Origin of the sequence: Micromonospora sp. BL4 (assembly GCF_003667505.1) — a bacterium.
In the GTDB taxonomy this organism is placed as follows: domain Bacteria; phylum Actinomycetota; class Actinomycetes; order Mycobacteriales; family Micromonosporaceae; genus Micromonospora.
This window is the reverse complement of record NZ_RCVJ01000153.1, coordinates 20,136-45,785: the sequence shown is the minus strand read 5'-3', so window position 1 is coordinate 45,785 and position 25,650 is coordinate 20,136. Positions and strand designations below refer to the sequence as shown.

21 protein-coding genes are annotated in these 25,650 nt (G+C 72.6%); 15 read left to right on the top strand and 6 right to left on the bottom strand.

Features of this window, described 5'->3' with window-relative positions; translation table 11 throughout:
- The first annotated feature begins 156 nt into the window (after nucleotides 1-156).
- The 10 genes from EAD89_RS20080 to EAD89_RS20035 are packed head-to-tail and all read left to right on the top strand — an operon-like array spanning nucleotide 157 to nucleotide 11,832.
- Complete coding sequence (locus tag EAD89_RS20080; protein ID WP_233578846.1) at nucleotides 157-1,263, top strand: LacI family DNA-binding transcriptional regulator; 1,107 nt, start codon at nucleotides 157-159, stop codon at nucleotides 1,261-1,263.
- Nucleotides 1,260-2,195 (top strand): carbohydrate ABC transporter permease, encoded by a 936-nt coding sequence (locus tag EAD89_RS20075; RefSeq protein WP_121676805.1) that lies wholly within the window; start codon nucleotides 1,260-1,262, stop codon nucleotides 2,193-2,195. The genes EAD89_RS20080 and EAD89_RS20075 overlap by 4 nt, the downstream gene beginning before the upstream one ends.
- Nucleotide 2,196: 1 nt before the next feature.
- On the top strand, nucleotides 2,197-3,036 hold the full coding sequence (locus EAD89_RS20070) for a carbohydrate ABC transporter permease (protein ID WP_121656541.1): 840 nt from the start codon (nucleotides 2,197-2,199) through the stop codon (nucleotides 3,034-3,036).
- A gap of 37 nt (nucleotides 3,037-3,073) precedes the next feature.
- The gene (locus tag EAD89_RS20065) at nucleotides 3,074-4,366 is read left to right on the top strand and encodes an ABC transporter substrate-binding protein (protein WP_121676804.1); all 1,293 of its coding nucleotides are present in this window, start codon (nucleotides 3,074-3,076) and stop codon (nucleotides 4,364-4,366) included.
- Between the two features lie 2 nt (nucleotides 4,367-4,368).
- On the top strand, nucleotides 4,369-5,553 hold the full coding sequence (locus tag EAD89_RS20060) for an ADP-ribosylglycohydrolase family protein (RefSeq protein ID WP_121676803.1): 1,185 nt from the start codon (nucleotides 4,369-4,371) through the stop codon (nucleotides 5,551-5,553).
- Nucleotides 5,550-6,902 carry an ADP-ribosylglycohydrolase family protein gene (locus EAD89_RS20055; RefSeq protein WP_121676802.1) on the top strand — a complete coding sequence of 451 codons (1,353 nt, stop codon included), beginning with the start codon at nucleotides 5,550-5,552 and terminating at the stop codon, nucleotides 6,900-6,902. Before EAD89_RS20060 ends, EAD89_RS20055 begins: the two co-directional genes overlap by 4 nt.
- Nucleotides 6,903-6,933: 31 nt before the next feature.
- The gene (locus EAD89_RS20050) at nucleotides 6,934-7,872 is read left to right on the top strand and encodes a ribokinase (RefSeq protein WP_121676801.1); all 939 of its coding nucleotides are present in this window, start codon (nucleotides 6,934-6,936) and stop codon (nucleotides 7,870-7,872) included.
- Nucleotides 7,869-9,827, top strand: a complete 1,959-nt coding sequence (locus tag EAD89_RS31100; RefSeq protein WP_121676800.1) for an SUMF1/EgtB/PvdO family nonheme iron enzyme — start codon at nucleotides 7,869-7,871, stop codon at nucleotides 9,825-9,827. Before EAD89_RS20050 ends, EAD89_RS31100 begins: the two co-directional genes overlap by 4 nt.
- A complete protein-coding gene (locus EAD89_RS20040) occupies nucleotides 9,824-11,011 on the top strand; it encodes a CaiB/BaiF CoA-transferase family protein (protein ID WP_121676799.1) in 1,188 nt (395 codons plus the stop codon). The genes EAD89_RS31100 and EAD89_RS20040 overlap by 4 nt, the downstream gene beginning before the upstream one ends.
- On the top strand, nucleotides 11,011-11,832 hold the full coding sequence (locus EAD89_RS20035) for a CoA ester lyase (RefSeq protein WP_121676798.1): 822 nt from the start codon (nucleotides 11,011-11,013) through the stop codon (nucleotides 11,830-11,832). The genes EAD89_RS20040 and EAD89_RS20035 overlap by 1 nt, the downstream gene beginning before the upstream one ends.
- Here EAD89_RS20035 and EAD89_RS20030 read toward each other — a convergent pair.
- The 6 genes from EAD89_RS20030 to EAD89_RS20005 all read right to left on the bottom strand — a co-directional run bounded on the left by EAD89_RS20030 (nucleotide 11,820) and on the right by EAD89_RS20005 (nucleotide 17,192).
- On the bottom strand, nucleotides 11,820-12,458 hold the full coding sequence (locus EAD89_RS20030) for a DUF305 domain-containing protein (RefSeq protein WP_121676797.1): 639 nt from the start codon (nucleotides 12,456-12,458) through the stop codon (nucleotides 11,820-11,822). The genes EAD89_RS20035 and EAD89_RS20030 overlap by 13 nt on opposite strands.
- A 71-nt stretch (nucleotides 12,459-12,529) precedes the next feature.
- The gene (locus tag EAD89_RS20025) at nucleotides 12,530-13,423 is read right to left on the bottom strand and encodes a DUF1996 domain-containing protein (RefSeq protein ID WP_121656532.1); all 894 of its coding nucleotides are present in this window, start codon (nucleotides 13,421-13,423) and stop codon (nucleotides 12,530-12,532) included.
- A gap of 246 nt (nucleotides 13,424-13,669) precedes the next feature.
- Entirely contained in the window at nucleotides 13,670-14,329 is a 660-nt protein-coding gene (locus EAD89_RS20020; protein ID WP_121676796.1) for a C39 family peptidase, read from the bottom strand.
- A 741-nt stretch (nucleotides 14,330-15,070) separates the two neighbouring features.
- Nucleotides 15,071-16,261, bottom strand: a complete 1,191-nt coding sequence (locus EAD89_RS20015) for a hypothetical protein (protein WP_147458839.1) — start codon at nucleotides 16,259-16,261, stop codon at nucleotides 15,071-15,073.
- Nucleotides 16,261-16,755, bottom strand: a complete 495-nt coding sequence (locus EAD89_RS20010; RefSeq protein WP_233578845.1) for a SigE family RNA polymerase sigma factor — start codon at nucleotides 16,753-16,755, stop codon at nucleotides 16,261-16,263. Before EAD89_RS20010 ends, EAD89_RS20015 begins: the two co-directional genes overlap by 1 nt.
- A 248-nt stretch (nucleotides 16,756-17,003) precedes the next feature.
- Nucleotides 17,004-17,192, bottom strand: coding sequence for a hypothetical protein (locus tag EAD89_RS20005; RefSeq protein WP_121654968.1), 189 nt, complete (start codon nucleotides 17,190-17,192; stop codon nucleotides 17,004-17,006).
- A 19-nt stretch (nucleotides 17,193-17,211) separates the two neighbouring features.
- Between EAD89_RS20005 and EAD89_RS20000 the strand changes: the two genes are divergently transcribed.
- The 5 genes from EAD89_RS20000 (at nucleotide 17,212) to pulA (ending at nucleotide 25,596) form a co-directional block, all read left to right on the top strand.
- Nucleotides 17,212-17,895, top strand: a complete 684-nt coding sequence (locus EAD89_RS20000) for a hypothetical protein (protein WP_121654969.1) — start codon at nucleotides 17,212-17,214, stop codon at nucleotides 17,893-17,895.
- 37 nt (nucleotides 17,896-17,932) lie between these two features.
- Nucleotides 17,933-18,322, top strand: coding sequence for a hypothetical protein (locus EAD89_RS19995; RefSeq protein ID WP_121654974.1), 390 nt, complete (start codon nucleotides 17,933-17,935; stop codon nucleotides 18,320-18,322).
- A gap of 127 nt (nucleotides 18,323-18,449) precedes the next feature.
- Nucleotides 18,450-19,169, top strand: a complete 720-nt coding sequence (locus EAD89_RS19990; RefSeq protein ID WP_121676794.1) for a hypothetical protein — start codon at nucleotides 18,450-18,452, stop codon at nucleotides 19,167-19,169.
- Between the two features lie 91 nt (nucleotides 19,170-19,260).
- Nucleotides 19,261-19,956, top strand: a complete 696-nt coding sequence (locus EAD89_RS19985; protein WP_233578844.1) for a cellulose binding domain-containing protein — start codon at nucleotides 19,261-19,263, stop codon at nucleotides 19,954-19,956.
- Nucleotides 19,957-20,100: 144 nt separating this feature from the next.
- Nucleotides 20,101-25,596: a pullulanase-type alpha-1,6-glucosidase gene (pulA, locus tag EAD89_RS19980; protein WP_121676793.1), complete on the top strand. Its 5,496-nt coding sequence runs from the start codon at nucleotides 20,101-20,103 to the stop codon at nucleotides 25,594-25,596.
- Nucleotides 25,597-25,650: the final 54 nt, after the last annotated feature.

Sequence of the window (25,650 nt, the reverse complement as noted above, 5' to 3'; positions counted from 1 at the left end):
ACGCCGAACGGATGACGCAAACCTCTTGATCACGAGGGCAGGGCTGGATCACCAGGGCAGGGGCGGGGCTTCGGGTGTTGGAAACGTTTTCGTAACGGGCTCTTGACCTCTCCGCCATGCGCGGAGCAGACTCCCGGAAACGTTTACAGCTATCGGGTGGAGGTGCAGAACGTGGGTCGTAAACGTTTACAGGAACCGGCTGACGGCCGGCCCACGGTGCACACGGTCGCCGCCCGCGCCGGTGTCTCCATCGCGTCCGCCTCGCGGGTCCTCAACGGGATCGGCGGCAGTCCGGAGACGATCCGCAAGGTACGCGCCGCGGCCGCCGAGGTGGGCTACGTGCCGAACGCCATCGCCCGGTCGTTGCAGTCCCAGCGCACCGGCCTCGTCGCGCTCGCCGTCGAGGACATCGGCAACCCGGTCTACGTCGAGATGATGCGCGCCATCGAGGCCGTGGTCGCCTCCTCCGGGCGGCAGCTGCTGGTGCACGCCACCGGCGGACGGATCGACAACGAGACCGCCCTGCTGCGCCGGCTGGCCAACCGATACGTGGACGGGATGATCGTCTCGCCGATCCGGGTCACCGACGACCACCTGACCGCGTTGGTGGACAGCCCGGTGCCGGTGGTGGTGGTCGGACAGCTCGGCGCGGACGCGGCCGTCGACAACGTGCGTACCGACTCCCGGCACGGCGTCGCGCTGGCCGTCGACCACCTCGTCGCCACCGGCCGCCGTCGGATCGGCTTCGTCAACGGCCCGCTCGACACCGTTCCGGGAACCGCGCGCGACGCCGGCTTCCGGGCAGCGCTGACACGGCACGACATCCGGTGCGACGAGGACCTGATCGAGGTCGGCGACTTCCAGTACGCCGCCGGCCGGACCGCCACCGAGCGGCTGCTCGCCCGCGCCGACCCGGACGCCCTGGTCTGCGCCAACGACCTGATCGCGGTCGGGGCGCTGCACGCACTGCTCGCCGCCGGGCGTCAGGTGCCGCAGGACGTCGCCGTCGTCGGCATGGACGACACCGAGCTCGCCCGGATGATGTTTCCCCAGCTCTCCAGCGTCTCGCTCGGCTCGACCGAGCGTGGTCGCCGAGCCGCCGAGCTGCTCCTGCAACGGATCGCCGATCCGACCCTGCCGCCGCGCCGCGAGCAGGTGCCACCCAGCCTCGCCATCCGCGCCTCCAGTGGCACGCCGCTGCCGGCGCCCCGGCCGGGCGGCCCGCCGACCACCCACCCGACCAGCGAAGGGGTGACCTCATGACCACGCTGGCCGAGCGGCCGGACGTCGAACGGCCCGGACCGGCCCGCCGGCCGAACCGGTTCCGCTCCGACCGGACCGCCATCTACCTGCTGCTCCTGCCGTCGCTGCTGCCGATCCTGGTGCTGTCGGTGTTTCCGCTGCTGCGGGGCATCTACCTCGGCTTCACCGATGCGCGGGCCGGGCGCAACGTCGAGGTGTCCTTCACCGGCCTGGCGAACTACCGCGAACTCCTCGGCGACGAGCTGTTCTGGAACTCGTTCAAGATCGGGTTGCTCTGGGCGGTCGGGGTGACGGTGCTCCAGTTCCTGCTCGCCCTCGGGCTGGCCCTGCTGCTCAACCAGCAGCTGCGGTTCCGGGGCGTGGCCCGGGTGCTGGCCGTGGTGCCGTGGGCGATGCCGCCGGTCGTGGTCGGCATCCTCTGGAAGCTCGTCTACCACCCGGACGCCGGCCTGCTCAACGAGTTCTTCCACCGGATCGGCGCCGACGGGCTGCGGACCAACTGGCTCGGCGACTTCAGCACGGCCCTGCCCGCCGTGATCCTGGTCGGGGTCTGGGCCGGCATGCCGCAGACCACCGTCGTCCTGCTCGCCGGCCTCCAGGGGGTTGGCCGCGAGCTGCACGAGGCGGCCGCCGTGGACGGGGCCAGCACGTGGCACCGGTTCCGGCACGTCACACTGCCCGCCCTGGCCCCGGTGATCGTGGCGATCACGTCGCTGGACTTCATCTGGAACTTCAACTCGTTCGGCCTGGTCTACGTGCTCACCGCGGGCGGGCCGGGCGGCAAGACCATGCTGCCGATGCTCTTCGCCTACGAGGAGGCGTTCCGCTACGGCAACTACGGCTACGCCGCCGCGCTCGGCAACGTGATGGTCGTGCTCATCGTCGCGCTGCTCGCCGTCTATCTCCGGCGCCGGCTGAGGGAGGCGAACTGACATGTTCGGAAAGCCCAGCCGTACCGGGCGGGTGCTGCAGTATCTGGCGCTCGCCGGCTACCTGATCTTCCTCGGGTTCCCGCTGATCTGGCTGCTCTCGACGGCGTTCAAGCCGCCGCGTGAGCTGGTGCGGCTGCACCCCACGCTGATCCCGAGCGACCCGACCGTGCAGAACTTCGTCCAGGCCTTCACCGAGCAGGAGCTGGGCCGGGCGGCGCTGAACAGCCTCCAGGTCTCGCTCGCCTCGGCGGTGCTGACCGTGCTGGTCGCCATGCCGGCCTCGTACGCGCTGGCCCGGTTCCGGTCCAAGCTCGGCACCGCGGCGCTGGGCTGGGTGCTGCTGTCCCAGCTCTTCCCGTTCGTGCTGCTGATCATCCCGATCTTCCTGGTGCTGCGGCAGGTCGGCCTGGCCAACACGCACGCCGGACTGGTGCTGATCTACGTGGTCTGGGCGCTGCCGTTCGCGCTGTGGATGCTCCAGGGCTTCGTCCGCAACATCCCCCGCGAGCTGGAGGAGGCCGCGTCGGTGGATGGGGCGAGCCGGGTGCAGGTCCTGCGCCGGGTGGTCTTCCCGCTGCTCGCCCCGGGCCTGGTCGCGACCGCGCTCTTCTCCTTCATCTCGGCCTGGAACGAGTTCTTCTTCGCGCTCGTGCTGATCAAGACGCCGGAGCTGGCCACCCTGCCGGTGGCGCTGGCCCGGTTCGTCGGCATCGAGGGCACCGCCCGACTCGGACCCCTCGCGGCCGGCTCGCTGCTGGCCACGCTTCCCAGCCTGATCTTCTTCGCGTTCATGCAACGCCGGCTCTCGTCCGGGTCGCTCGCCGGCGCGGTCAAGGGCTGAACCGTCCCCCCACCCACCACCAAGGAGGTAACCCCCCATGCTCCGTACCCGATTCCGTCGACTGGCCGCGGCCACCGCGGTCGCGGTCGTCGGCCTCGGCGCGCTCGCCGCGTGCGGTGACGGCGGCGGCGACGAGGCCACATCCGGCCCGGTCAAACTGCGTTTCCTCAGCCTCGCGTGGCAGAAGGAGTCGCTCCAGGTCAACAAGGACCTCGTCGCCAAGTGGAACGCCGAACACCCCGACATCCAGGTCGAGTACGTCCAGGGTGACTGGAACTCGGTGCACGACCAGCTGCTGACCTCCTTCGAGGGCGGCGACGCGCCGGACATCGTGCACTACGAGGCGTCCTCGATCGGCGAGTTCAGCAAGCAGGGCTACCTGGCTGACCTCTCCGGGCTCGTCTCCGGCGACCTGAAGGGCCAGATCGACCAGGGTGTCTGGGACACCGCGACCTTCGACGGCAAGGTCGCCGGCGTGCCGTTCCTGCTGGAGTCGCAGGTCGTCATCGCCAACAAGAAGCTGCTCGACGCCGCCGGCGTCGCGGTGCCACCCGCCGACGGCGGCTGGACCTGGGACGAGTTCCAGAGCAACGCGCAGAAGCTCACCACGCCCGGCCAGTACGGCGTGGCCTGGGCGTTGAAGTCGCCGACCAACCGGGTGCTCAACCTGGCGCTCAACTACGACGGGAAGTTCTTCTACACCGACGGCGGCAGGACCGAGGTCAAGGTCGGTGACGCGGAGAAGGAGATCCCGAAGCGGATCCACGACATGATCTACACCGCGAAGTCCGCGTCCCCGGAGGCGCTGGGCATGAGCGGCGCGGACACCCTGCCCGGCTTCTTCGGTGGCAAGTACGCCATGCTGCCCGGTTCGGTGTCGCTGCGTCAGCAGATGGTCGAGCAGGCGCCGGCCGGCTTCGAGTGGGTCACCCTGCCGCCGGTCAAGGGGCTCTCCGCCAAGCAGGCTGCGAACCCGCAGACGCTCTCGGTCTCCGAGGACTCCAAGCACAAGAAGCAGGCCGCGCAGTTCCTCGAGTACTTCCTGAACCCGACGAACATGGCCGCGCTGGCCAAGGGTGACTGGCTGGTCCCGACCGGCAAGCAGGCCAACGAGGAGCTGGTCAAGCTCACCGCCGGAAAGCAGGGCTGGGACGTCGCCGCGGCCAGCGCCGCCGACCTGACCGTCGCCCCGTTCCAGCAGGCCGACGGCTACCCGGAGTGGAAGACCAAGTACGCCACCCCGGCTCTCCAGCAGTACTTCGCCAACAAGATCACCCTTGATCAGCTCGGTACGCAGCTGGTCGACGGTGGCAAGCAGGTTCTGAGGTAGACATGTCACTCTTGCTCGACACATCGGTCGGCTGCCTGGTCGGCGCCGCGGTCGGAGACGCCCTCGGTGGCGCCACCGAAACGGCACTGCCGGAGCAGATCCGCGCACGGTTCGGCGGTTGGGTCGAGGGCATCGTGCCCCCGTACCACGCCGACTGGGCCACCGCGCGACCGCTCGCGCCGTACCACAAGGGCGACGGGCACATCACCGACGACACGTTGATGACCCACGCCCTGGTCCGCGCCTACGCGGCCAAACGCGACCACCTCGACGCGTACGACGTGGTGGAGCTGCTGGTCCCCGACCTGATCGAGCGGGTGGTCTACATCCCCGACCTGGAGCGGGAGGGGGTGACCTTCCACCGGCTCGCGGCCGCCGAGCGGTGGCTGGTCACCCGCCTGCACCACGCCCACGCGGATCCGCGCGAGGCCGGGGTCGGCAACATCGTCAACTGTGGTGCGGCCATGTACATGGCTCCGGTCGGCATCGTCAACGCGGGCGATCCGGCCGGGGCGTACGCCGAGGCGGTGGAGATCGCCGGGGCGCACCAGCACAGCTACGGGAGGGAGGCCGCCGCCGTCTTCGCGGCGGCGGTCGCCGCGGCGGCGACCCCCGGCGCGGGTGTCGAGGATGTCGTCGCCGCGGCGCTGGACCTGGCCCGCGACGGCACCCGGGCGGCCATCGACGCGGTGGTCAAGGAGGCCCGCGGCCACCACGACTGGAAGCAGGCCATCCCGGCGCTGCGCGCGGCGGTCGCCCCCTTCGACACGGTGGGGGAGGAGTACCGGAGCCCGGGGCTCGGGGCGCGGCGGCCCAGCCGGCTGCACGCCATCGAGGAGCTGCCGGTGGCCATCGGCATGCTCGTCGTGGCCGGCGGCGAGTTCCGCCCGGCGGTGCTCGGCGCGGTCAACTACGGCCGGGACGCCGACTCGACCGCGACCATGGCCGCGGCCATCGCCGGGGCGCTCGGCGGCGCCGCCGCGGTGCCCGCGGAGTGGTCCGAGGTGGTCGCCACCGCCTCCAGGACCGACCTGGTGGAGCCTGCCCGGGTCCTCGCGGCGGTGGCCGGCGAGGTCTTCGAGCGGGACCAGGCCCGGTTCACCCGGCGCGCGGAGCGCTTCGCCGGCCTGGCCGGCGGCGCCGACCGGGGCGTGCCGCACACGTCGCACGGGGAGTCGGTCCAGTGAGGATCACCTGGGTCCAGCCGGAGGACCTGCTGCCGCACGAGTTGGCGGCCAGCCGGGACGAGGGCCGCGACGTGGCGGCCCTCGCCCGGCGGTGGACGGAGGCCGGCGGGGACCTGACTCCACCGGTCAGCGGAGCGTCGCCGACCCCGGCCTCGCCGGCGCTGCGGGCGCTCGCTGCGGAGCTGCTGGACGCCGCCGACGCGCTGCCCGCCGTCGCCACCGACGACGAGCCGGACGGCCTGGCCGGGCTGCGGGCCGGATGGCCGGCGACCTGGTCGCTGCCGACCGAGGTGACGTACGACCGGCTGCACGGCGCGTGGCTCGGCCGGGCGGTCGGCTGCCTGCTCGGCAAGCCGGTGGAGAAGATCCCCCGGGAGGGGATCCGCGAGATCCTCACCGCCACCGGCCGGTGGCCGTTGCGTGACTGGTTCACCGCGAAGGATCTGCCGGCCGACGTGGCCGCCCGCTGGCCGTGGAACAAGCGCAGCGCGCCGACCAGCCTCGCCGAGAACATCCACGGCATGCCCGAGGACGACGACCTGAACTACGCGCTGCTGGCCCTGCGGGTGCTGGAGGCGCACGGTCGCGACTTCACCAGCGCCGACGTGGCGCAGGCGTGGCTGGACTGGCTGCCCGGTGGGCGGGTCTTCACCGCCGAGCGGGTGGCGTACCGGAACCTGCTGCTCGGGCTCGCGCCACCGCAGAGCGCCCGCCGGCACAACCCGTTCCGGGAATGGATCGGCGCGCAGATCCGCACCGACGTGTACGGCTGGGTCAACCCCGGCCGGCCGGACCGGGCCGCCGAGCTGGCCGTCCGGGACGCCGCCGTCAGTCACGTCCGGGGCGGGGTGCACGGCGCGGTGTGGGCCGCCGCCCTGGCCGCCGCCGCGCCGGTCGCCGACAGCGTCGACGAGGTGCTGGACGCGGCCGAAGCGGTGCTGCCGCCGCGCAGCCGGTTCGCCGCCACGGTCCGCGAAGCGCGGGCCCTCGGTGCGGGCGCCGACGACTGGGAACGCGTGGTCGACGAGCTGTACGCCCGGCACGGTCACCTGCACTGGGTGCACGTGCGCAACAACGCCGCGCTGGTGGCCGCCGCGCTCGCGTACGGCCGTGGCGACCTGGAGCGGTCGATCACCGCGGTGGTCAGCGGCGGCTGGGACACCGACTCGACCGGTGCGACGGTCGGCGCGGTGACCGGGGCGCTCACCGGGGCGTCCGGGCTGCCGACGCGGTGGGTCGCCCCGCTGCGCAACCGGCTGGCCAGCAGCATCGCCGGTTTCGACGGCATCGGCTTCGACGAGCTGGCCGAGCGGACCCGGGCCCTGGCCCACGCGGGGAGCGGGTCATGACGCGGCACGGACGGACGGGAAGGAGCACGGCATGAGCGCGCGCGTGGCGGTGGTGGGCAGCAGCAACCTGGACCTGGTGGTGACGGCGTCGCGGCTGCCCCGCCCCGGCGAGACGGTGCTGGGCGACAACTTCCGGACCGTGCCCGGCGGCAAGGGCGCCAACCAGGCGGTCGCCGCCGCCCGCGCCGGTGCCGCCTGCGACTTCGTGGGCGCGGTCGGCGACGACGAGTTCGGTACGCAGATGCGGTCGAGCCTGGCCGGCGCGGGGGTGGACGTTCGCGGCCTGCGCACCGTCGCCGGTCCCTCCGGCATCGCGCTGATCGCCGTCGACCGGGACGCGGAGAACTTCATCGTCGTCGCGCCCGGCGCCAACGGCACGTTGACCGAGCTGGCCGCCGACGACCGGGCGACGATCGCCGCGGCCGACGTGCTGCTGCTCCAGCTGGAGGTGCCCCTGGCCGCCGTGGTCCGGGCGGCCGACTGGGCTCGGGCGGACGGCACGACCGTCGTGTTGAACGCCGCACCGGCCGCGGTCCTGCCGACGGAGCTGCTCGACCTGGTCGACGTGCTGGTGGTCAACGAACACGAGGCGGCGGTCGTGGCCGGGGTCTTCTCCGACGATCCGCTGGTGCTGCTCGACGCCCTGTTGGAGCTGGTGCCCCGGGTGGTGCTGACCCTCGGGGCGCGCGGCGCCGCGTACGCCGACCGGCGCGGTCTGCGCCTGTCGGTCCCGGCCCCGAGCATCGACGCGGTGGACACCACCGCCGCGGGCGACGCCTTCACCGGTGCGCTGGCCGTGGGCTGGGCCGAGCGTGGCGGCGCCACCACCGAAGACACCGTGCTGGCGAGCCTGCGCTGGGCGTGCGCCGCCGGAGCGGCCTGCGCCCAGCGGCCCGGTGCCTCCACCGCCCTGCCCGAGCGGTCCGCCATCGACGCCCTCTACGACGCGACCTACCGAGGTACCCCGTGAGCTTCAACCCGTACGTCCCGCGCCCCATCGACCGGCCGACCGAGGTGCCGCTCGGCGCACACGCCGATCTGACCACCCTGGACGAGGCGAAGATCTTCGCCGCACCGGCGGACCCCGCCGACTGGCCGGCCTGGCGGGAGCAGCTCACCCACTGGCGGGCCGACGCCCGCGAGCGCATCGGCTACACCGGCGCCCACTACGACGAAATCGCCGGCGACTGCTTCAGCGTCTGCCTGGCGTGGCTCTGGGACGAGGCGCTCTACGACCACGAGCGCGGCGTCTTCACCGTCGACGAGTTCCTCGCCGCGGCCGGGCGGGACTTCGGCGGCTTCGACGGGGTGGTGCTCTGGCACGCGTACCCGGTGATCGGCCTGGACGACCGTAACCAGTTCGACTGGTACCGGGACGTGCCGGAGCTGCCCGAGGTGGTGCGGGCGTTCCAGGAGCGGGGGGTGCGGGTCTTCATCGACTACAACCCCTGGGACACCGGCACCCGCCGGGAACCGGGCAGCGACGCGGAGGAGGTCGCGGCCCTGGCCGGCAAGCTCGGGGTCGACGGCGTCTTCCTGGACACCCTGAAGGAGGGCGCCGGCGAGCTGCGCGCCGCGCTGGACGCTGTCCGCCCCGGCATGGTCCTGGAAGGCGAGAGCCGCGTACCGCTGGCCCGGATCGCCGACCACGCGATGTCCTGGGCGCAGTGGTTCGCCGACTCCGAGGTGCCCGGCGTGCTGCGGGCGAAGTGGTTCGAGCGGCGGCACGTGCTGCACCACACCCGCCGCTGGCACCGCGACCACCTCGACGAGTTGCACTCCGCCTGGCTCAACGGCGTCGGCGTGCTGGTGTGGGAGAGCGTCTTCGGGGTCTGGGTCGGCTGGAACGACCGGGATCGGGCGGTGCTGCGGGCGATGCGCCGGGTGCAGACCAGCCACGCCGCGTGGTTGCGCGCCGAAGACTGGGTCCCGCTCGCCGACCACCCCGGCGAGGGTCAGGTGTACGCGTCCCGCTGGACGCACGACGACGAGCCACTGTGGATGGTGGTGAACCGGGGCGCGGACCACGACGGGCCGTGGCTGGTCACCGACGCCCGGGCCGGCCGACGCTTCGTCGACCTGGTCACCGGTGGCGAGCTGCGCGTCACCGAGACCGCCGACGGTCGGCTGGCGGTGGGCGGCCCGCTGCCGGCCGGCTCCATCGCCGCCGTGGCGGTGACCGACGCCGCCGTGCCCGCGCACGAGCCACCAACCGGCGACCCGTCCTTCCCGGCCCGCGCCGCGGTGCGCGCCCGGACCCCGTGGGCGCCCCGGTCCGAGGTGCCCAGGGGCATGGCGGCCGTCGAGGCCGGCCGGCGGGAACTGGTCGTCCGGCACCGGGTGCGTGAGACCGGGCTGTACGGCGAGGCGCCCTACGTCGACGAGTGGAAGCCGCTGCCGCCGCGGCTGCACCACACCGGCACGCTGCGCCGCAGCGTCCGGCTCGGTCGGTACGCCATCGCCACCCACGAGGTGACCCACGGCGACTACGCCGAGTTCCTGCGCGCCACCGGCTACCGGCCGGTGCGCCCCGAACGGTTCACCGCCGGGCAGGGGCCGGCCGAGGCCCCCGTGACCGGGGTGGAGCTGGCCGACGCGCGGGCGTACGCCACGTGGGCCGGGCTGCGACTGCCCACCGAGGACGAGTGGCAGGTGGCCGCCGAGGCGGGGCTGGTCGTCCGTCGGGAACCGCTGGTGTGGAACCTGACCGAGAGCGAACACTCCGACGGGCGCACCCGGTTCGTCATCCTCAAGGGCGGCGCGGACCACCGGGCGGACGGCTCCGACTGGTACCTCGACGGCGGACCGCAGCCGGCGGACGTCTCGGTGAAGCTGCTGTTGACCGGCGCCGGGCTCACCCGCTCCGACCAGGTGGGCTTCCGCTGCGCCGCCGACCTGGTGGGCGACCCGGAGGTGACCCGATGACCGCCCCGCTGGACGGGATCAAGGTCGTCGACCTGGCCACCCTCTTCGCCGGGCCGCTCGCCGCGGCGTTCCTCGGCGACTTCGGCGCCGACGTGATCAAGGTGGAGCACCCGGCCAAGCCGGACCCGTCGCGGGGGCACGGCCCGGCCCGCGACGGCGTCGGCCTCTGGTGGAAGGTGCTCGGCCGCAACAAGCGGACGGTCACCCTCAACCTGTCCGACCCGGACGGCGCCGCGCTGCTGCGCCGGCTGCTCGCCGACGCCGACGTGCTGGTGGAGAACTTCCGCCCGGGCACGCTGGAGCGGTGGGGGCTCGGCCCGGCCGAGCTGCACGCGGTCAACCCCCGGCTGGTCGTCACCCGGATCAGCGGGTTCGGGCAGGTCGGCCCGTACGCCCGCCGGCCCGGCTTCGGCACCCTCGCCGAGGCGATGAGCGGCTTCGCCGCAGCCACCGGGGAACCGGACGGCCCACCGACCCTGCCCCCGTTCGGGCTGGCCGACTCGGTGACCGCGCTCGCCGCCGCGTACGCGGTGATGCTGGCCCTGCGGGCGCGGGACGCCACCGGCACCGGGCAGGTGGTGGACCTCGCCATCATCGAGCCGATCATGGCGATGCTCGGCCCGCAGATCACCTGGTACGACCAGCTCGGCTACCTCCAGCCCCGGCTGGGCAACCGGTCCAACAACAACGCCCCGCGCAACACGTACCGGTGCGCGGACGGGCGCTGGGTGGCCGTCTCCACCAGCGCGCAGAGCATCGCCGAACGGGTGCTGCGGCTGGTCGGCCGACCCGAGCTGATCGACGAGCCGTGGTTCGCCACCGGCAGCGGCCGGGCCGCGCACGCCGACGAGTTGGACGCCGCCGTGAGCGCCTGGGTGGCGAAGCGGGACCGCGACGAGGTGGTGGCCGCGTTCGAGGAGGCGCAGGCGGCGGTCGCGCCGGTCTACGACGTGCGCGACATCCTCGCCGACCCGCAGTACGCGGCGCTGGGCACCGTGCGCACCGTCCCGGACGAGGAGTTGGGCGAGGTACGGATGCAGAACGTGCCGTTCCGGCTCGCCGACACCCCGGGGGAGATCCGGCACGCCGGCCGGCGGCACGGCCAGGACACCGACGCGGTCTTCGGCGCGCTCGGCCTGAGCGCTGACGAGCTGGCCGCGCTGCGCGAGCGGGGAGTGCTCTGATGCTGCTCAGCTGGCTCTACGTGCCCGGCGACCGCCCGGACCGGTTCGCCAAGGCGGTCGCCTCGGGCGCCGACGCCGTCATCCTCGACCTGGAGGACGCCGTCGTCGCCGGGCGCAAGGCGTACGCCCGGGAGGCGGTCGCCGAGTTCCTCGCCGAGACGCACCCCGTGCCGGTACAGGTCCGGGTCAACGAGCTGACCGGCCCGGACGTCGACGCCGACCTGACCGCGGTGGCCGGTCGACCCGGGCTGGCCGGGCTACGGCTGCCGAAGGTGGAGTCGGCCGCGACGGTGGCGGCGTTCGCCGAGCGGGTCGACGTACCGCTGCACCCGCTGGTCGAGTCGGCGCTCGGGCTGGAGGCCGCGTACCCGATCGCATCCGCCCATCCCGCGGTGGCCTCGATCGGCCTCGGCGAGGCCGACCTCCGCTCGGACCTCGGGGTGAGCGACGACGACGGCCTGCTCTGGGCTCGCGGCCGGGTGGTGGTCGCGGCCCGCGCCGCCGGCCTGCTCCCGCCGGCGATGTCGGTGTACGCCGACGTCACCGACGTCGCCGGTCTGGCCGCCTCCTGCGCCGTCGGTCGGCGGCTCGGCTTCCTCGGCCGTGCGGCGATCCACCCGCGCCAGCTGCCCGTGATCGTCGAGGCGTTCCGGCCGGCCGAGCGGGAGGTGGCCCGCGCCGCGGAGCTGCTGGCCGCGATCGCCGAGGCGCAGCGACGGGATTCGGGAACCGTGGTGCTGCCCGACGGCCGTTTCGCCGACCGGGCGATGGTCGCCGCCGCCCGGCGCACCGTGGACCTGGCCGCCCGCTACGCCGCCTGACCGGCGCCTCGCCCGTCTGGGACCGCAGGGTCGAGCCGCGCGAGGTCGGTGGTGCCGCGCCGGACCACCGCCGCGGCCAACGCGGTGGTCTCCGGGTGAACGCCACCCCGCTGCTCCGCGGCGGCGATCCGGACCGCTTGCGTCAGGTGCGCACGCAGGTGCCCGGCGAACAACCGTTGGAACGCCTTCCCGGTGGACGACCGCAGCGCGGCCAGTTCGTCGGCGCCGATCATGCCCGGCATGTCATGACCCTCGTGCGGATTGGTCGCCGGTGCACCGGAGTCACCCAACAGCCGGCGGGACACGGTCAGGTTGGCGCGCTCGGTGGTCTCGATCTGGGCGGCCAGGCGCCGCCAGGTCGGATCGGTGGTCCGGGCCGGCACCAGGTCGAGCACCGGCAGCACCCGTTCGGCCATCGCCACCGTCAGCTGGAGCCAGGCGATGTCGGTCGGGCTGAACGGTCCTGCCGTACCCGTGGCTCGTGCCGTGCTCGGTGCTGCGACAGCCGTCGGCGCGGCGACGGACGGTGCGGTGGTGCCGGCGGCGTCCGGCGGTCCGGCGGCACAGCCGGCGGCGAGCAGAGCCGCGATGAGCAGCGTGGACGGCGCCGCGACGAGCGCACGCATCCGGCCTCCTCTCCACCCGGGACGACGGGCCCGGCGTGACCGGGCCCGCCCTCGGGTGCGAACGTCTCGGCTCAGATCGGTCGGCCGTCGTGCCCGCACTTGATCACCGGACGGATGCAGTCCTGGACGCGACGTGCCATCTCCGCCACCGGCCAGGCGTTGAAGAAGTCACCGTGCATCGTGTAACCCGGACCGGAGGCCAGCCGGAACTGCGCCGGGTTGCCGTTGACCGGGTACCGCAGCACCTGCCGCAGCTTGGGCACGTGCACCGGGTGCGTTGACGGGCAGGCCTGATTCACCGGGTACGCCATGTGGCTCTTGTGGTCGGGCGAGTCCAGGTCGCGGCCGTTCCAGCACTGCGGGAAGTCCAGGTACGACTCCATCATCGTCCCGGCCGGGCAGGTGACGAAGTTCTTCGACGGTGGCACCTGCCCGGCGTGCAGGCAGGACCAGCGGGCGATGCTCTCGTTCGGCCCGGCCGCCTTGGCGTTGCCCGCCACGATCCGCAGCCCCTGCGGGAGGGGCTGGGTGGCCGCGACGACATCGGCGCGCACGCCCTCACCCAGGTAATAGAACGTGACGATGGTCGGCTCGACCGGCACGTTGTTGTTGTACAGGGTGGGCACCCAGTACGACGAGACGTCCGTCCGCGGGTTGCACGTGGTCGGAGAGTTGACCAGGTCGCGCAGCGTGGTGTGGGCGTTCGTCACCGTGCTGCCGAAGAAGCTGTGCATGTGCGAGGCCCCGGGCAGCCCGGGGAAGATGATCGGGTCGTCCGGCAGCCGGTGGCTGTACGTGCAGTCGGCGGGGAACTCCGCGACCCGGATGGCGTTCGCGCCCGGGGCGGCGTCGGCCCGAGCCGTGGTGGAGACCATGTACGTGCCGAGTAGCGCCAGCAGGGCGCCGATCGCCGTGGCGAGGCGCAGCCGGCGGGGGATGCCGGAGAGGGGTGCGGCCCTGTCCATCTCGTGACTCCTGTCGGGGGGACGGGTCAGGGACAGCTCCGGCGCCGCCGCCGAAGACATCGGAGTTTCCCCTGGCCAGACTGGTGGCGGTCTGTTGAGCCGGGATGAGAGAGAGCGCTCTCACGGATCCAGCGTCACCCTCAAGTCGACGCTTGTCAATACGTGCCGCACCTGGTGGAAATGACGACGCGAAAGGGCCGGACCCCTGTTGGGGGTCCGGCCCTTGTCGATCGTGCTGTTTGTGGGTCAGCTGGTGGCGTAGCCGCGGGTGGCGATCCAGTCGGCGAGGTGCTCGACGGTGACCTCGTAGGAGGCGGTGTTCGGATCGGCCGAGTCGGCGATCTTCACCACGTTCCCGCCGTCGCGGTACCCGACCACGCTGATGTAGTGCCCGCCCTCGAAGGAGTGCACCCCACCGTCGGTGTCGACGCTGGTGCCGGCGATGTTCGCGACCACAGCCCGACCGTCGTCCACGGTCTTGACGATGTCGGCGCGCAGCGTGTCGGTCTGCTTGCCGTCAGCGCTGGGGCTGGAGATCTCGACGCTGTGGTAGGCGTCGTTCTTGCCGGTCTCCTTGTTCAGCACGGGGGTGATGTCGTTGATGCTGTTGGTGCCGGCCTCGGTGGTGCCCATCTCCTTGGCCATGGCGTCGACGCTGATGTCCTTGCCCTGCACACTCAGGGCGTTACGCGTGGCGGCGGGGCCGCAGTAGTAGAAGTTCGGCTGCGCCTCGTACCGCACGCCGAGCTGACGCTCACCCGACGGCTTGCGGTCGGTCTGGGTCTGGGTGGCCGGCTTGGCGTCGGACGCGGCGTAGGCGGCGGTGATGGGTCCGGCGATGGCGCCGCCGGTGAACGCGAGGCCAGCGGCGGTCAGAGCGGTCTTGCGGATCAGATCGGTACGCATGATGGCGTGCTCCTCTGCATCGGGGGATACGCGCGACACACAGAAGGGGTGTGCGTCGCACGTGAAAACGGGGGGAAAGTTCAAGGGGGAGACCCGGCGATCGGGGGACCTGCTCGGGTGTCCGGGGGATGTAACCGGGGCGGCCTGGCGGGTGTTCCCGACGGCTGCCGCATGGTCGCCGGCTACGGGGGATGTAACCGCGGCGGCCTGGCGGGTGTTCCCGACGGCTGCCGCATGGTCGCCGGCTACGGGGGATGTAACCGCGGCGGCCCGGCGGGTGTTCCCGGAGCCTGCCGCGCCGGGCCCGGGGGCCGCGGTGATCTGCCAGGTATAACGAACCCGGCCGGCCCTGGATTCCACCCACGGGTGCCCGGCCACGGTACATCCGCCTCTCAAACCGGACAAAGAGGCCAGTCGCGCCCATCGTGAACCGGACATCAAGCCCTCGGAAGTCCCACCCCCCCCCGCAGCCACGATTCGCGGCGTTCGAGCGGGCCCGGGTAGTAGGCAGTCGAGCCGTATACCTGTGAGGCATATTTATGACTCTGAGGTATCACGCTCTCCGGTGCGGATGCCGCCCCGCGACCAAACCGTCCCGCGACCGGGCCGTCCCGCGACCGGGCCGTCCCGCGACCGGGCCGTCCCGCGACCGGGCCGCCCCACGACAGGGCCGCCCCACGACAGGGCCGGTCTCCCGTCACGGGAGACCGGCCGTCGATCGTGCGGTTACCGTCCGGACGATTACTGGATTCGCAGCCACCAGAGGACGTGATTGTTCGACTCGTCCGGGTCGGGCGTGTTGCTGCGGATGTCGGTCGTGAAGCCCCACTCGTTCACGCACGCGTCGGTCGTGAACGTGTAGGTGAGCTGCACGCTCTCTCCGCGCTTCAGGCCGCGGTAGCCACTGTCCTCCGCCGGGTCTCCCGGGGTGTCCAGCCAGTAGGGCGAGTCGTATGTGCCGTTCGGCAGGAACATGCCGCCGCGCCACTCCAGGTGGAAGCGCCCCGAGGTCTGGGTGCTGTGGTTGGTGACGGTGAAGGTCACTGACACCTTCCGGTACTTCCCCTCGCAGGGCCCGGACACTGGTGCCGCCACCGGGGTGGCCACGGTCAGGCCCAGATCAGCCGCACGCACCCGGGGCGGGAACGCCGTCGGCCCACCCACGTGCGCGAACCACGAGCCGTTCCAGGCGAACGACCGCTCCTGGCGCCGCTGGTCGTCCGAGGCCCGGGTGTCGGCGACGGTGACCGTCACGCCACCCCGCGACCGCGCCGTCGCCTTCACGATGGCCGGCGTCGACTGGTCGGTCGCGGCGACCCGGCCAAGGGTGATGATCGTTCCGTGGTCGTCCCGGTCGAATGCCACCACCTGCTCCGCCCCGTATCCGCAGCGCAGCAGGGCGGCGGTCTCCGCCTCCGGGTCGTCGTCCAGGTTGGTCCGGACCAGGTCGACGACGCCGACTCGGGCTCCGCTCACGTCGGCCGTGGGTCGTAGCGTGACCCGTCCGCTGGCGCAGGTGACCTCGGCCGAGCCGCTCCACGGCCACTTCGGAACGCCGACCGGCCCGGCGGTCAGCTGAGCGAGGCTGATGGAACGGTCGGGGGGCGCCGAGGTCCTCGGCGCGGCGCTCGGGGTCAGCGTCGGGGTCGGCGACGGGCTCGCGGTCGGCGTGCTCGGTCCTTCGGTCCCGCTGGCGGTGGCGTTCGCGCTCGCCCCGGTCGCGTCGGGCTGCCCGCGTCCGGTCCCCATGAACATCCCGAGCGGCAGAACGGTCGCGAGTCCCGCGGTGACGAGCATCGTCGTGACCCGCATTCTGCGTCGTTGGCTCACCGTGTCCCGCACCCCGCCCGGCGCCTGAACAACGGCACCCGGGTCCGACGTGAAGCTCGCGAACGCCCGGTCGACGAGCTGCTCATCGTCGTACTCGTTCATCACAGGTCTCCTCTCAGTTGCGCGGCCAGCGCCGCACGTCCGCGGCTCAGCCATGACTTGACGGTTCCTTCGGCCACGCCCTCCTGGACGGCGATCTCGCCGACGGACAGCTGGGCCATGTGGTGCAGCACCACCGCTCGGCGATGCCGGGGCGGCAGGGTGGCGAGAGCCCGGACCAGCGCGACCCGGTCGGGGTCCGGTCCGGGCACGACCGTCTGGCGCTGTCCGTGGAGGAAGGCGCGGGCGCTCCGCCGCACCCGGAACCGGCTGTTCGCCAGGTTCCACGCCACCCGGCGCACCCAGCTGGTGGGGTCGTCGTAGGTGCCGATCTTCTTCCACCGGACGAAGGCACGGCAGAAGGCTTCCTGTACCAGGTCCTGCGCCTCAGCCAGATCACCGATGTAGGCGTACAGCTGGAGGGTGAGGCCCTGGAACCTGGCGCGGTAGAACTCGTCGAAATCGGACGGTTGGGTGCCGTCCGGTGTCAGGACCATCTGTGGGGCCACCATGACATCACGCGCCTCTCTTCCCCGTGTGCGGCTCTGCGCGGCCGTTGCACCACACACGCCCGGGTATCGAGGTCGGTTGCACACGTCGTCGGCGGACGTCAGGTAACGGACAGCCGCGGGTCTCGCGCGCGCGAAACCCGCGCGCGGAAAGACAGAACGCCTTCCCGACGCAGTGGCGTCCGGAAGGCGTTCGGGAGGTTTCGGTTTTCGCCGGAAGGTGTCGAGGCGGGTGGTCAGGCCGGGTCGGCTGGTTTCTCGGCGTCGCTCGCCTGGGCGTGCCGTTCGAGCAGCCGCTGCCGGATCTCCTCCGGCGTGTACGCGCGCCGACGTCGTTCGGCCCGGGCGATGACCACACCGGTGGCCGCGACGCCGGCGAGGCCGGCCAACCCGAGGACCTTCCACCACCGCATTCGTTGCCGCATCGGCCTAGGCTAGACCCTCATGAGCATCAGCCTGGACGAGGCCGTCGAGTTGACCCGCACCGGCGACGTGTGGGTGTTCCGGGGTCGCAGCGTGCCGGACCGGGCGATCCAGATCACCACCAACAGTCCGGTCAACCATGTGGGCATGGCGGTGGTGCTGGACGACATGCCGCCGCTGATGTGGCACGCGGAGCTGGGCAGGTCGTTGCCGGATCTGTGGTCCGGCACCCACCAGCGCGGTGTGCAGCTGCACGACCTGCGGGACGCGGTCTGCGTCTGGGCCAACCGGTACGGCCAGCGGGCCTGGCTGCGGCAGCTCGATCCACCGGCGGACGGGGAGATGGAACGGGCGGTGCTGCGGACGATCGCTCGGCTGGACGGCACGCCGTTCCCGTCCACCGCGCAGTTGGCCTGGCGGTGGGTGCGCGGTCGGGTGCCGTCGTTGCCGCGACCCGGCCGGTCGGCGCCGCGGTCGACTCCGGCCCCGTCGACGGGCGGGTCGGCGGCGACCCGGGACCGGGCGTTGGAAACGGCGTACTGCGCCGAGGTGGTGGCGGTGACCTACGAGGCGATGGGGCTGCTGCCCGCCGGCCGGCGACCGAACTGGTATGACCCGGGGCGGTTCTGGAGTGGGGACGACCTGGGGCTGGCCGCCGACGCCCGGCTGGGCGCGGAGATCGAGGTCCAGGTTCCGCCGCGCTGAGGTTTGACCGGCCCGGTGACCGGCAATTTCCTGGGCCGTGAACGCCTCCACGGATCTCGACGCGCTGACCGACTTCTTCGACCGGTACGGCGTGGCGTTGACCTCCGGCGACCTGCCGGCCATCGCCAGCTGCTACGCACTGCCCGGGTTGGTGGTGGCCGACACCTACAGCTTCTCGTTCAACTCGCCGGCGGCGGTGGCGCTGTCCTTCGTGGGCGCCGCACCCGACTACCAGGACCGGGAACTGGTGGCGGCGCACGCGCGGATCGAGGACGTTCGGCCGATGTCCGCGCTGCTGACGATGGTGGCGGTGGAGTGGGAATTCCTGGACAGTCAGGGGCACGCGGTGCCGGGGGAGCGGTACAGCTACCTGCTGCGGACCACCAGTGAGGGGCCGGTCATCTCCACGGTCGTCCGGACGGCCTGACCAACCGGCTCGATCGAGCCGTTTTCCGCTGCGGGTTGGCTGGTCGGTCCGATCCGTACCCACCCGGTTTCCGGTCTGGTCGGTGCTGGCTACGCTGGCGCGTCGGTGGGGGACGAGGGGAGACCTGATGGCGGTGCGGCCGGACGGTGCGGAGGGTGCGCGGGCGGCTCGGGTGCTGGCGTCGGTGCCGTGGATCGTGGTGCTGCTCGGCGTCTGCGTGCTGGTGGTGTTGTTGGTGGTCGCGCTCCTGTCGTTCCGTACCCGGGAGCGGGAGGCCACGTCGCAGGCCGCGCCGCCGGTGTTCCTGCCGACCGTGCCGGCCGCCGCCTCGGCCACGGCCACGGCCAGGGCGACTCCGACTCCGACTCCGACGCGGACCGCGGGGGAGCGGCGCACGGCGTCGCCGCAGCCGTCGCGCAGCAGTCGGACGCCGTCGCCGCGGGTCAGCAGCAGCTCGCCGGCTCCGAGCCGGACGAGCGCCCCGGCGGCCCCGGCGGCGCCGGCGGCGCCGTTGGGCCCGGCGGACGGGACGGTCACCGCCCGGTACCAGGTCGGAACGGATGGCTGGGACGGGGACGAGGCGGTGCTGTCGGTCACGAACGAGTCGGGTGGAACGCTGGACTGGCGGGTGGAGCTGGCATTCGACGACGACGTGCGGGGGCTGCGGGTCAGCGGGGACTCCGACGTCTCGGTGTCGGCGCGCGGCGACGGCGATTTCGTGCTGCGCGGTACGGGTGCGCTGGCCCCGGGTGACACCCGGACGCTGCGGCTGCGGCTCGGCTGGGACGACTCGGGGGAGCGGCCGCACCGGTGCACGGTCAACGGGGTCGACTGCCAGCTCGCTTGACCTGGCGCCCCGTTCGGTGGGCCGTCGCGGGAGCCTTCCGGGTCGGGCCGTCGGTGGCTACGCTGCCCGGACGGCCCGCTGAGGGAGGTACATGTCCGGCATGCGTCGCGCCCCGCGACCGTCCCGTGGTCCGGCCGCTGTCGCGTCGTCGCCCTGGATCGTGGTGTTCGCCGGCGTCGTGGTGATGGTGGTCCTGCTCTTCGTGGCCCTGGGCGCGTATCGGGGACGTAGCCCGGCGCCGGACGACGTGTCGGCGCCGCCGCCGGCGCTGCCACTGCCGCAGGGCACGGTTCCGCCCATCGTCGCGACGCCGACGCCTGCGAAATCGTCGGCGTCGCCGTTGCGGCCCGGGTTGTCCCCGCGCGCGAGTGGGCCGTCACCGAGCGCGGCGGCCGGGTCGCGGCAGCCGACGGCCGGCCGGACGGCCGGGCCGACGTCGAGCGGGCCGCCGACCCGGCAACCGCAGGTCGCGCCCGGGGTGAGTGGCCGGTACCGGGTCGTGCAGAGCTTCGACGGGGGTTTCATCGGCGAGGTGCTGATCGTCAACGCGGCCGGCGCGGACCGCGGCTGGACGGTGCGGTTGGACTTCACCGGCGGGCGGCTGGTGACCGCCTGGGTGGAGGGCGTGCCACAGGGGACGGTGCGGCAGACCGACGGCGGCTTCACGTACGTCAGTGGGGTGGACGTGCCGGCGGGCGGGTCGGCGACGTTGCGGTTCCACCTGGAGCGGGCGTCGACCACGCCGCGCGCGTGCACGGTCGACGGGGTGCGCTGCACCGGGTTCTGACCTGGGCCGTCGTGGATGGACGCACGGTTGGTGTGCCGCGCTTCCGCAAGCTGGCTGCTCTGTTACGACTTTGTTTGCAAGGTATTGCAGATTGTTTCGGCAAGGGTTAGCGTGCGGCCAATCACGACCAGAGGAAGGCCGTCGATGAAACCCCCGCCGACACCGCGCACCGCCCTGCTCGCCCTCGTCTCCCTGCTCACCCTCACCCTCGTCGGCAGTCCGGTCGCGGTGCGTCCCGCCGCCGCGGACCCCCGCCCGTCCGACACCGACGCCCTCGCTGTCACCGGCGCCGTCCAGTGGCGCGACGAGCCCACCGCCGAGGCGCTGCTGAAGGCGGGCAGCGACACCGCCCGCGCCGAGCAGTTCTACTTCGTCCTGCCGGACCGGTTCGCCAACGGCGATCCCCGCAACGATCGGGGTGGCCTGCCCGGTGACCGGCTGCGTACCGGCCTCGACCCGACCGACAAGGGCTTCTACCACGGCGGTGACCTGAAGGGCGTCATCGACAAGCTGGACTACATCCAGGGGATGGGCACCACGGCCATCTGGCTCGCACCGATCTTCAAGAATCGGCCCGTGCAGGGCTCCGGCGACGACATCTCGGCCGGCTACCACGGCTACTGGATCACCGACTTCACCCAGGTGGACCCGCACTTCGGCACCAACGAGGAGATGAAGCGGCTGGTCAAGCTCGCCCACCAGCGTGGCATCAAGATCTACCTCGACGTGATCGTCAACCACACCGCCGACGTCATCAAGTACGCCGAGGACAAGTACGCCTACGTGGACAAGGCGACCTCGCCGTACACCGACGCGCAGGGGCGGGCGTTCGAGGACCGCAACTACGCCGACGGCACGCGCGCCTTCCCACCGGTGAACCAGACGTCGTTCCCGTACACCCCGACGTTCGCCGAGCCGAAGGACGCCACGGTCAAGGTCCCGGCCTGGTTGAACGACGCCACCATGTACCACAACCGGGGCGACTCCACCTTCGCCGGCGAGAACAGCGAGTACGGCGACTTCTTCGGCCTCGACGACCTGTGGACCGAGCGCCCCGAGGTGGTGCGGGGGCTGACCAAGGCGTACGGGGACTGGATCGGCGCGACCGGCGTCGACGGCTTCCGGCTGGACACCGTCAAGCACGTCAACATGGACTTCTGGCCGCAGTTCAGCCAGGGCATCGAACGGGCCGCCGAGAAGGCCGGCAAGAAGGACTTCTTCATGTTCGGCGAGGTGTACAGCGCCGACCCGGAGATCAGCTCCAGCTACGTCCGGCAGGGTGGCCTGCCCGCTACCCTCGACTTCGCGTTCCAGGAGGCCGCGCGGGGCTACACCGCCGCCGCCGGCTCGGCGAAGGCGCTCGCCGACGTGTACGCCCGCGACGACCTCTACGCCGCCCGGGACACCGACGCGGGCCGGCTCACCACCTTCCTCGGCAACCACGACATGGGCCGGATCGGCTCGTTCATCGCCGGCGGAGGCACCGACCCGGCCAGCCACCTGCGCCGGGACCAGCTCGCGCACCAGTTGATGTTCCTCACCCGGGGCCAGCCGGTGATCTACTCCGGCGACGAGCAGGGCTTCACCGGCCCCGGCGGCGACAAGGACGCCCGGCAGGACATGTTCGCCTCGAAGGTTCCCGACTACCTCGACGACGATTTGCTCGGCACGGACCGCACCCATGCCAGTGACCAGTTCGACCCCACCCACCCGCTGTACCGGACCATCGCGGAGCTGGGCCGGCTGCGCCAGGCGCACCCCGCGCTGCGCGACGGCGTGCAGGTCACCCGGTACGCCGCCGACGGCCCGGGCGTCTTCGCCGCCTCCCGGATCGCCCCGGCCGACCGCATCGAGTACGTGGTGGCGGTGAACAACGCCGACACCGCGCAGACTGTCACCGTGGACACCTGGTCGGCCGGCGCCACCTTCACCGGCATCTACGGCGGCGGCTCCACCGGACAGGCTGGGGCCGACGGCAAGCTGACCCTGACCGTGCCGCCGCTGTCGGCGGTGGTGCAGCGGGCCGGCACACCCGTGGCGCGGCCCGCCGGCGAACCGACCATCACCATCACCTCTCCCGCACCGGGCGCGCCGCTGGCCACCCGGGCGGCGGTCACTGCCCAGGTGACCGGGGACCCGCTGGCCACCGTCACCGTGGCGGCCCGGGTCGCCGGCGGCCGGTGGACGCTGCTGGGCAGCGCCGACCACGCGCCGTACACCGTGCAGCACGACCTGACCGGGCTGGCCGGCGGGACGCCGGTGGAGTACAAGGCGGTGGTCCGCGACGGGCGGGGCCGCACCGCGACCGCCCGGTCCGCCGCCATCGTGGGCACGCCGGCCCAGGGCGCGTCGCGGGAGTGGGCGGTGGTGCACTACCAGCGTCCCGCCGGCGGGTACGACGACTGGGGGCTGTACGCCTGGGGTGACATCGACCCGGCGTACGTCACCGAGTGGCCGAAGGGCCAGCCGTTCTCCGGGGAGGACTCGTACGGCCGGTTCGCCTGGGTGAAGCTCAAGCCGGGCGCGAAGTCGGTGAGCTTCCTGGTGGTCGACAAGAACGGCACGAAGGACGTCGACGCGGACCGCAGCATCGACGTCACCCGGACCGGGGAGGTCTGGCTCAAGCAGGGCGACCCGGCGATCCACCCGACCCGGCAGGCGGCCACCGGTGAACCGGATCCGCCGGTCGAGGACGGCACCGCGGTGATCCACTACCGGAGGGCCGACGGCAACTACGACGGGTGGGGCCTGCACCTGTGGGACGGCGCCGCCAACCCGACCGAGTGGTCCGCACCGTTCGAGCCGACCTCCGTCGACGCGTTCGGAGCGGTGTTCCGGGTGCCGCTGGCGGCCGGGGCGACCGGGCTGAACTACATCCTGCACCGGGGCGACACCAAGGATCTGCCCGACGACCAGCGGCTCGACTTCGCCAGCGCGGGCCGGGAGGTGTGGTTGCTCGCCGCCACCCCGGGCCGGCTGCTGCCCTCGACCGCGACCGGCGCCGGCCGGGACACCGACATCAGCAAACAGAAGGCGCACTGGATCGACCGGTCCACCGTGGCCTGGCAGGCAGGCCCGACCGATGGTCGGACGTACGCGCTGGTCACCGCGCCCACCGGCGGGGTCGGGGTGGTCGACGGGGAGCTGACCGGGACGTACACCACGCTGCCGCTGCGGGCGCAGCGCAACGGCCTCACCGAGGCCCAGCGCACCGCGTTCCCGCACCTGTGGTCGTACCGCGGCTTCACGCTGGACCGACGCGACCTGGCCAAGGTGCCGGCGGCGCTGCGCGGGCAGGTGCTCGTCACCGAACGCGACGCCGAGGGCGGCCTGCTCGCCGCCACCGGCGTGCAGATTCCCGGCGTGCTCGACGACGTCTACTCCCGGGCCACCGACGCCACCCTCGGGCCGACCTTTGACGGCCGCACGCCGAGCCTGGCGCTCTGGGCGCCGACCGCCCGGACGGTGGCGCTGCAACTGTTCGACTCGCCCACCGCGCAGCCGACGACGGTGCCGATGCGCCGCGACGACCGCACCGGCGTCTGGTCGGTACGCGGCAGCCGCGCCTGGACCGGGAAGTACTACCGGTACCAGGTGCGGGCGTGGCAGCCGGCGGCGCAGCGGATGGTCACCGCATCGGTGACCGACCCGTACTCGGTGGCCCTGGCGGCGGACTCCACGCACAGCCAGCTGGTCGACCTGAACGACCCGGCGCTGGCCCCGGCGGGCTGGCGGACGCTGCGCAAACCGGCCCCGGTGCCGGCGGCGAAGGCGCAGATCTCCGAACTGTCGGTGCGGGACTTCTCCATCGCCGACGACACCGTGCCGGCTGAGCGGCGGGGGACGTTCCTCGCCTTCACCGACCCGAAGACCGCCGGCATGACCCACCTGAGGGCGCTCGGCGACGCCGGGGTCACCCACCTGCACCTCCTGCCGGCGTTCGACTTCGCGACGATCCCGGAGAAGCGGGCCGATCAGCGTCAGCCGGCCTGTGACCTGGCGGCGCTGCCGCCGGATTCGGAGGAGCAGCAGAAGTGCGTGGCGGCGGTCGCCGAGGCCGACGGCTACAACTGGGGCTACGACCCGCTGCACTACACCGTGCCGGAGGGCGGCTACGCGGTCGACCCGGTCGGCGCGGCGCGGACCACCGAGTTCCGGCGGATGGTCGCCGGGGTGAACGACGCCGGCCTGCGGGTGGTCATGGACGTGGTCTACAACCACACTTCGGCCGCGGGCGTCGACGAGAAGTCGGTGCTGGACCAGATCGTGCCGGGCTACTACCAGCGGCTGCTGGAGGACGGCACGGTGGCCAACTCCACCTGCTGCGCCAACACGGCGCCGGAGCACGCCATGATGGGCAAGCTGGTCGTCGACTCGCTGGTCACCTGGGCCCGGCACTACAAGGTGGACGGTTTCCGGTTCGACCTGATGGGCCACCACCCGAAGGCGAACATCCTGGCCGTGCGCAAGGCGCTGGACCGGCTGACCGTGGCCGGCGACGGGGTGGACGGCAGGTCGATCCTGCTCTACGGCGAGGGTTGGAACTTCGGCGAGGTCGCCAACGACGCCCGGTTCGTGCAGGCCACCCAGGCCAACATGGCCGGCACCGGTATCGGCACCTTCAACGACCGGCTGCGCGACGCGGTGCGCGGCGGCGGGCCGTTCGACGCGAACCCTCGGGCGCAGGGCTTCGCCTCCGGGCTCTACACCGACCCCAACGGTGACCCGGTCAACGGGTCACCGGCGGAGCAGAAGGCGCGGCTGCTGCACGCCCACGACCTGATCAAGGTGGGGCTCACCGGCAACCTGCGCGGGTACCGGTTCACCGACTCCGCCGGGCGGCAGGTCACCGGCGCGCAGGTGGACTACAACGGCTCGCCGGCCGGCTACACCGCCGCGCCCGGCGAGGCGGTCACCTACGTCGACGCGCACGACAACGAGATCCTGTACGACGCGCTGGCGTACAAGCTGCCGCAGGCCACCGCTGCCGTGGACCGCGCCCGGATGCAGGTGCTGGCGCTGGGCACGGTGGTGCTGGGTCAGGGCAGCGGGTTCGTCACCGCCGGCACCGAGCGGCTGCGGTCGAAGTCGCTGGACCGCAACTCGTACAACTCCGGTGACTGGTTCAACCAGATCCGTTGGGGCTGCGCGGACGGCAACGGGTTCGGCGCCGGCCTGCCGCCGGTGCAGGACAACGAGGACAAGTGGCCGTACGCGAAGCCGCTGCTGGCCGACCCGGCGCTGGTGCCGGACTGCACGGCGGTCAACACCGCCGACGCCCGGTACGCCGAGCTGCTGCGCATCCGGGCGTCCTCGCCGGTGTTCGGGCTGAGCACCGCCGAGCAGGTGCAGAAGCGGGTGGCGTTCCCGCTGTCCGGGGCGCAGGAGACACCGGGCGTGCTGACGATGACCCTGGACGCCCGGGGGCTGGGCGGGACGTGGAAGTCGGTCACCGTCGTCTTCAACAGCACGCCGGAAGTGGCGAAGCAGACGCTGACCGGACTGCGCGGCGCGGACGTGGCACTGCACCCGGTGCTGGTGAACTCGGCCGACCAGCTGCTGCGGACGGCCTCGTTCGACCGGGCGGCCGGCACGTTCACCGTGCCGGCGCGCAGCGTGGCGGTCTTCGTGCAGAGGTAGCCGGTCACGACGTGAACCGGCCCCCTTCCGCGTCGTGCGGAAGGGGGCCGGTCC

Bases quoted from the DNA above. Each gene is read 5' to 3' on its own strand.
- EAD89_RS20030 (WP_121676797.1), bottom strand. From the start codon at position 12,458: ATGCGTGCGCTCGTCGCGGCGCCGTCCACGCTGCTCATCGCGGCTCTG.
- EAD89_RS20040 (WP_121676799.1), top strand. From the start codon at position 9,824: ATGACCGCCCCGCTGGACGGGATCAAGGTCGTCGACCTGGCCACCCTC.
- EAD89_RS20000 (WP_121654969.1), top strand. From the start codon at position 17,212: ATGAGCATCAGCCTGGACGAGGCCGTCGAGTTGACCCGCACCGGCGAC.
- EAD89_RS20035 (WP_121676798.1), top strand. From the start codon at position 11,011: ATGCTGCTCAGCTGGCTCTACGTGCCCGGCGACCGCCCGGACCGGTTC.
- EAD89_RS20005 (WP_121654968.1), bottom strand. From the start codon at position 17,192: ATGCGGCAACGAATGCGGTGGTGGAAGGTCCTCGGGTTGGCCGGCCTC.
- EAD89_RS20015 (WP_147458839.1), bottom strand. From the start codon at position 16,261: ATGAACGAGTACGACGATGAGCAGCTCGTCGACCGGGCGTTCGCGAGC.
- EAD89_RS20065 (WP_121676804.1), top strand. From the start codon at position 3,074: ATGCTCCGTACCCGATTCCGTCGACTGGCCGCGGCCACCGCGGTCGCG.
- EAD89_RS20025 (WP_121656532.1), bottom strand. From the start codon at position 13,423: ATGGACAGGGCCGCACCCCTCTCCGGCATCCCCCGCCGGCTGCGCCTC.
- EAD89_RS20075 (WP_121676805.1), top strand. From the start codon at position 1,260: ATGACCACGCTGGCCGAGCGGCCGGACGTCGAACGGCCCGGACCGGCC.
- EAD89_RS19985 (WP_233578844.1), top strand. From the start codon at position 19,261: ATGTCCGGCATGCGTCGCGCCCCGCGACCGTCCCGTGGTCCGGCCGCT.
- EAD89_RS20010 (WP_233578845.1), bottom strand. From the start codon at position 16,755: ATGGTCCTGACACCGGACGGCACCCAACCGTCCGATTTCGACGAGTTC.
- EAD89_RS19990 (WP_121676794.1), top strand. From the start codon at position 18,450: ATGGCGGTGCGGCCGGACGGTGCGGAGGGTGCGCGGGCGGCTCGGGTG.
- EAD89_RS20050 (WP_121676801.1), top strand. From the start codon at position 6,934: ATGAGCGCGCGCGTGGCGGTGGTGGGCAGCAGCAACCTGGACCTGGTG.
- EAD89_RS20020 (WP_121676796.1), bottom strand. From the start codon at position 14,329: ATGCGTACCGATCTGATCCGCAAGACCGCTCTGACCGCCGCTGGCCTC.
- pulA (WP_121676793.1), top strand. From the start codon at position 20,101: ATGAAACCCCCGCCGACACCGCGCACCGCCCTGCTCGCCCTCGTCTCC.
- EAD89_RS20070 (WP_121656541.1), top strand. From the start codon at position 2,197: ATGTTCGGAAAGCCCAGCCGTACCGGGCGGGTGCTGCAGTATCTGGCG.
- EAD89_RS20060 (WP_121676803.1), top strand. From the start codon at position 4,369: ATGTCACTCTTGCTCGACACATCGGTCGGCTGCCTGGTCGGCGCCGCG.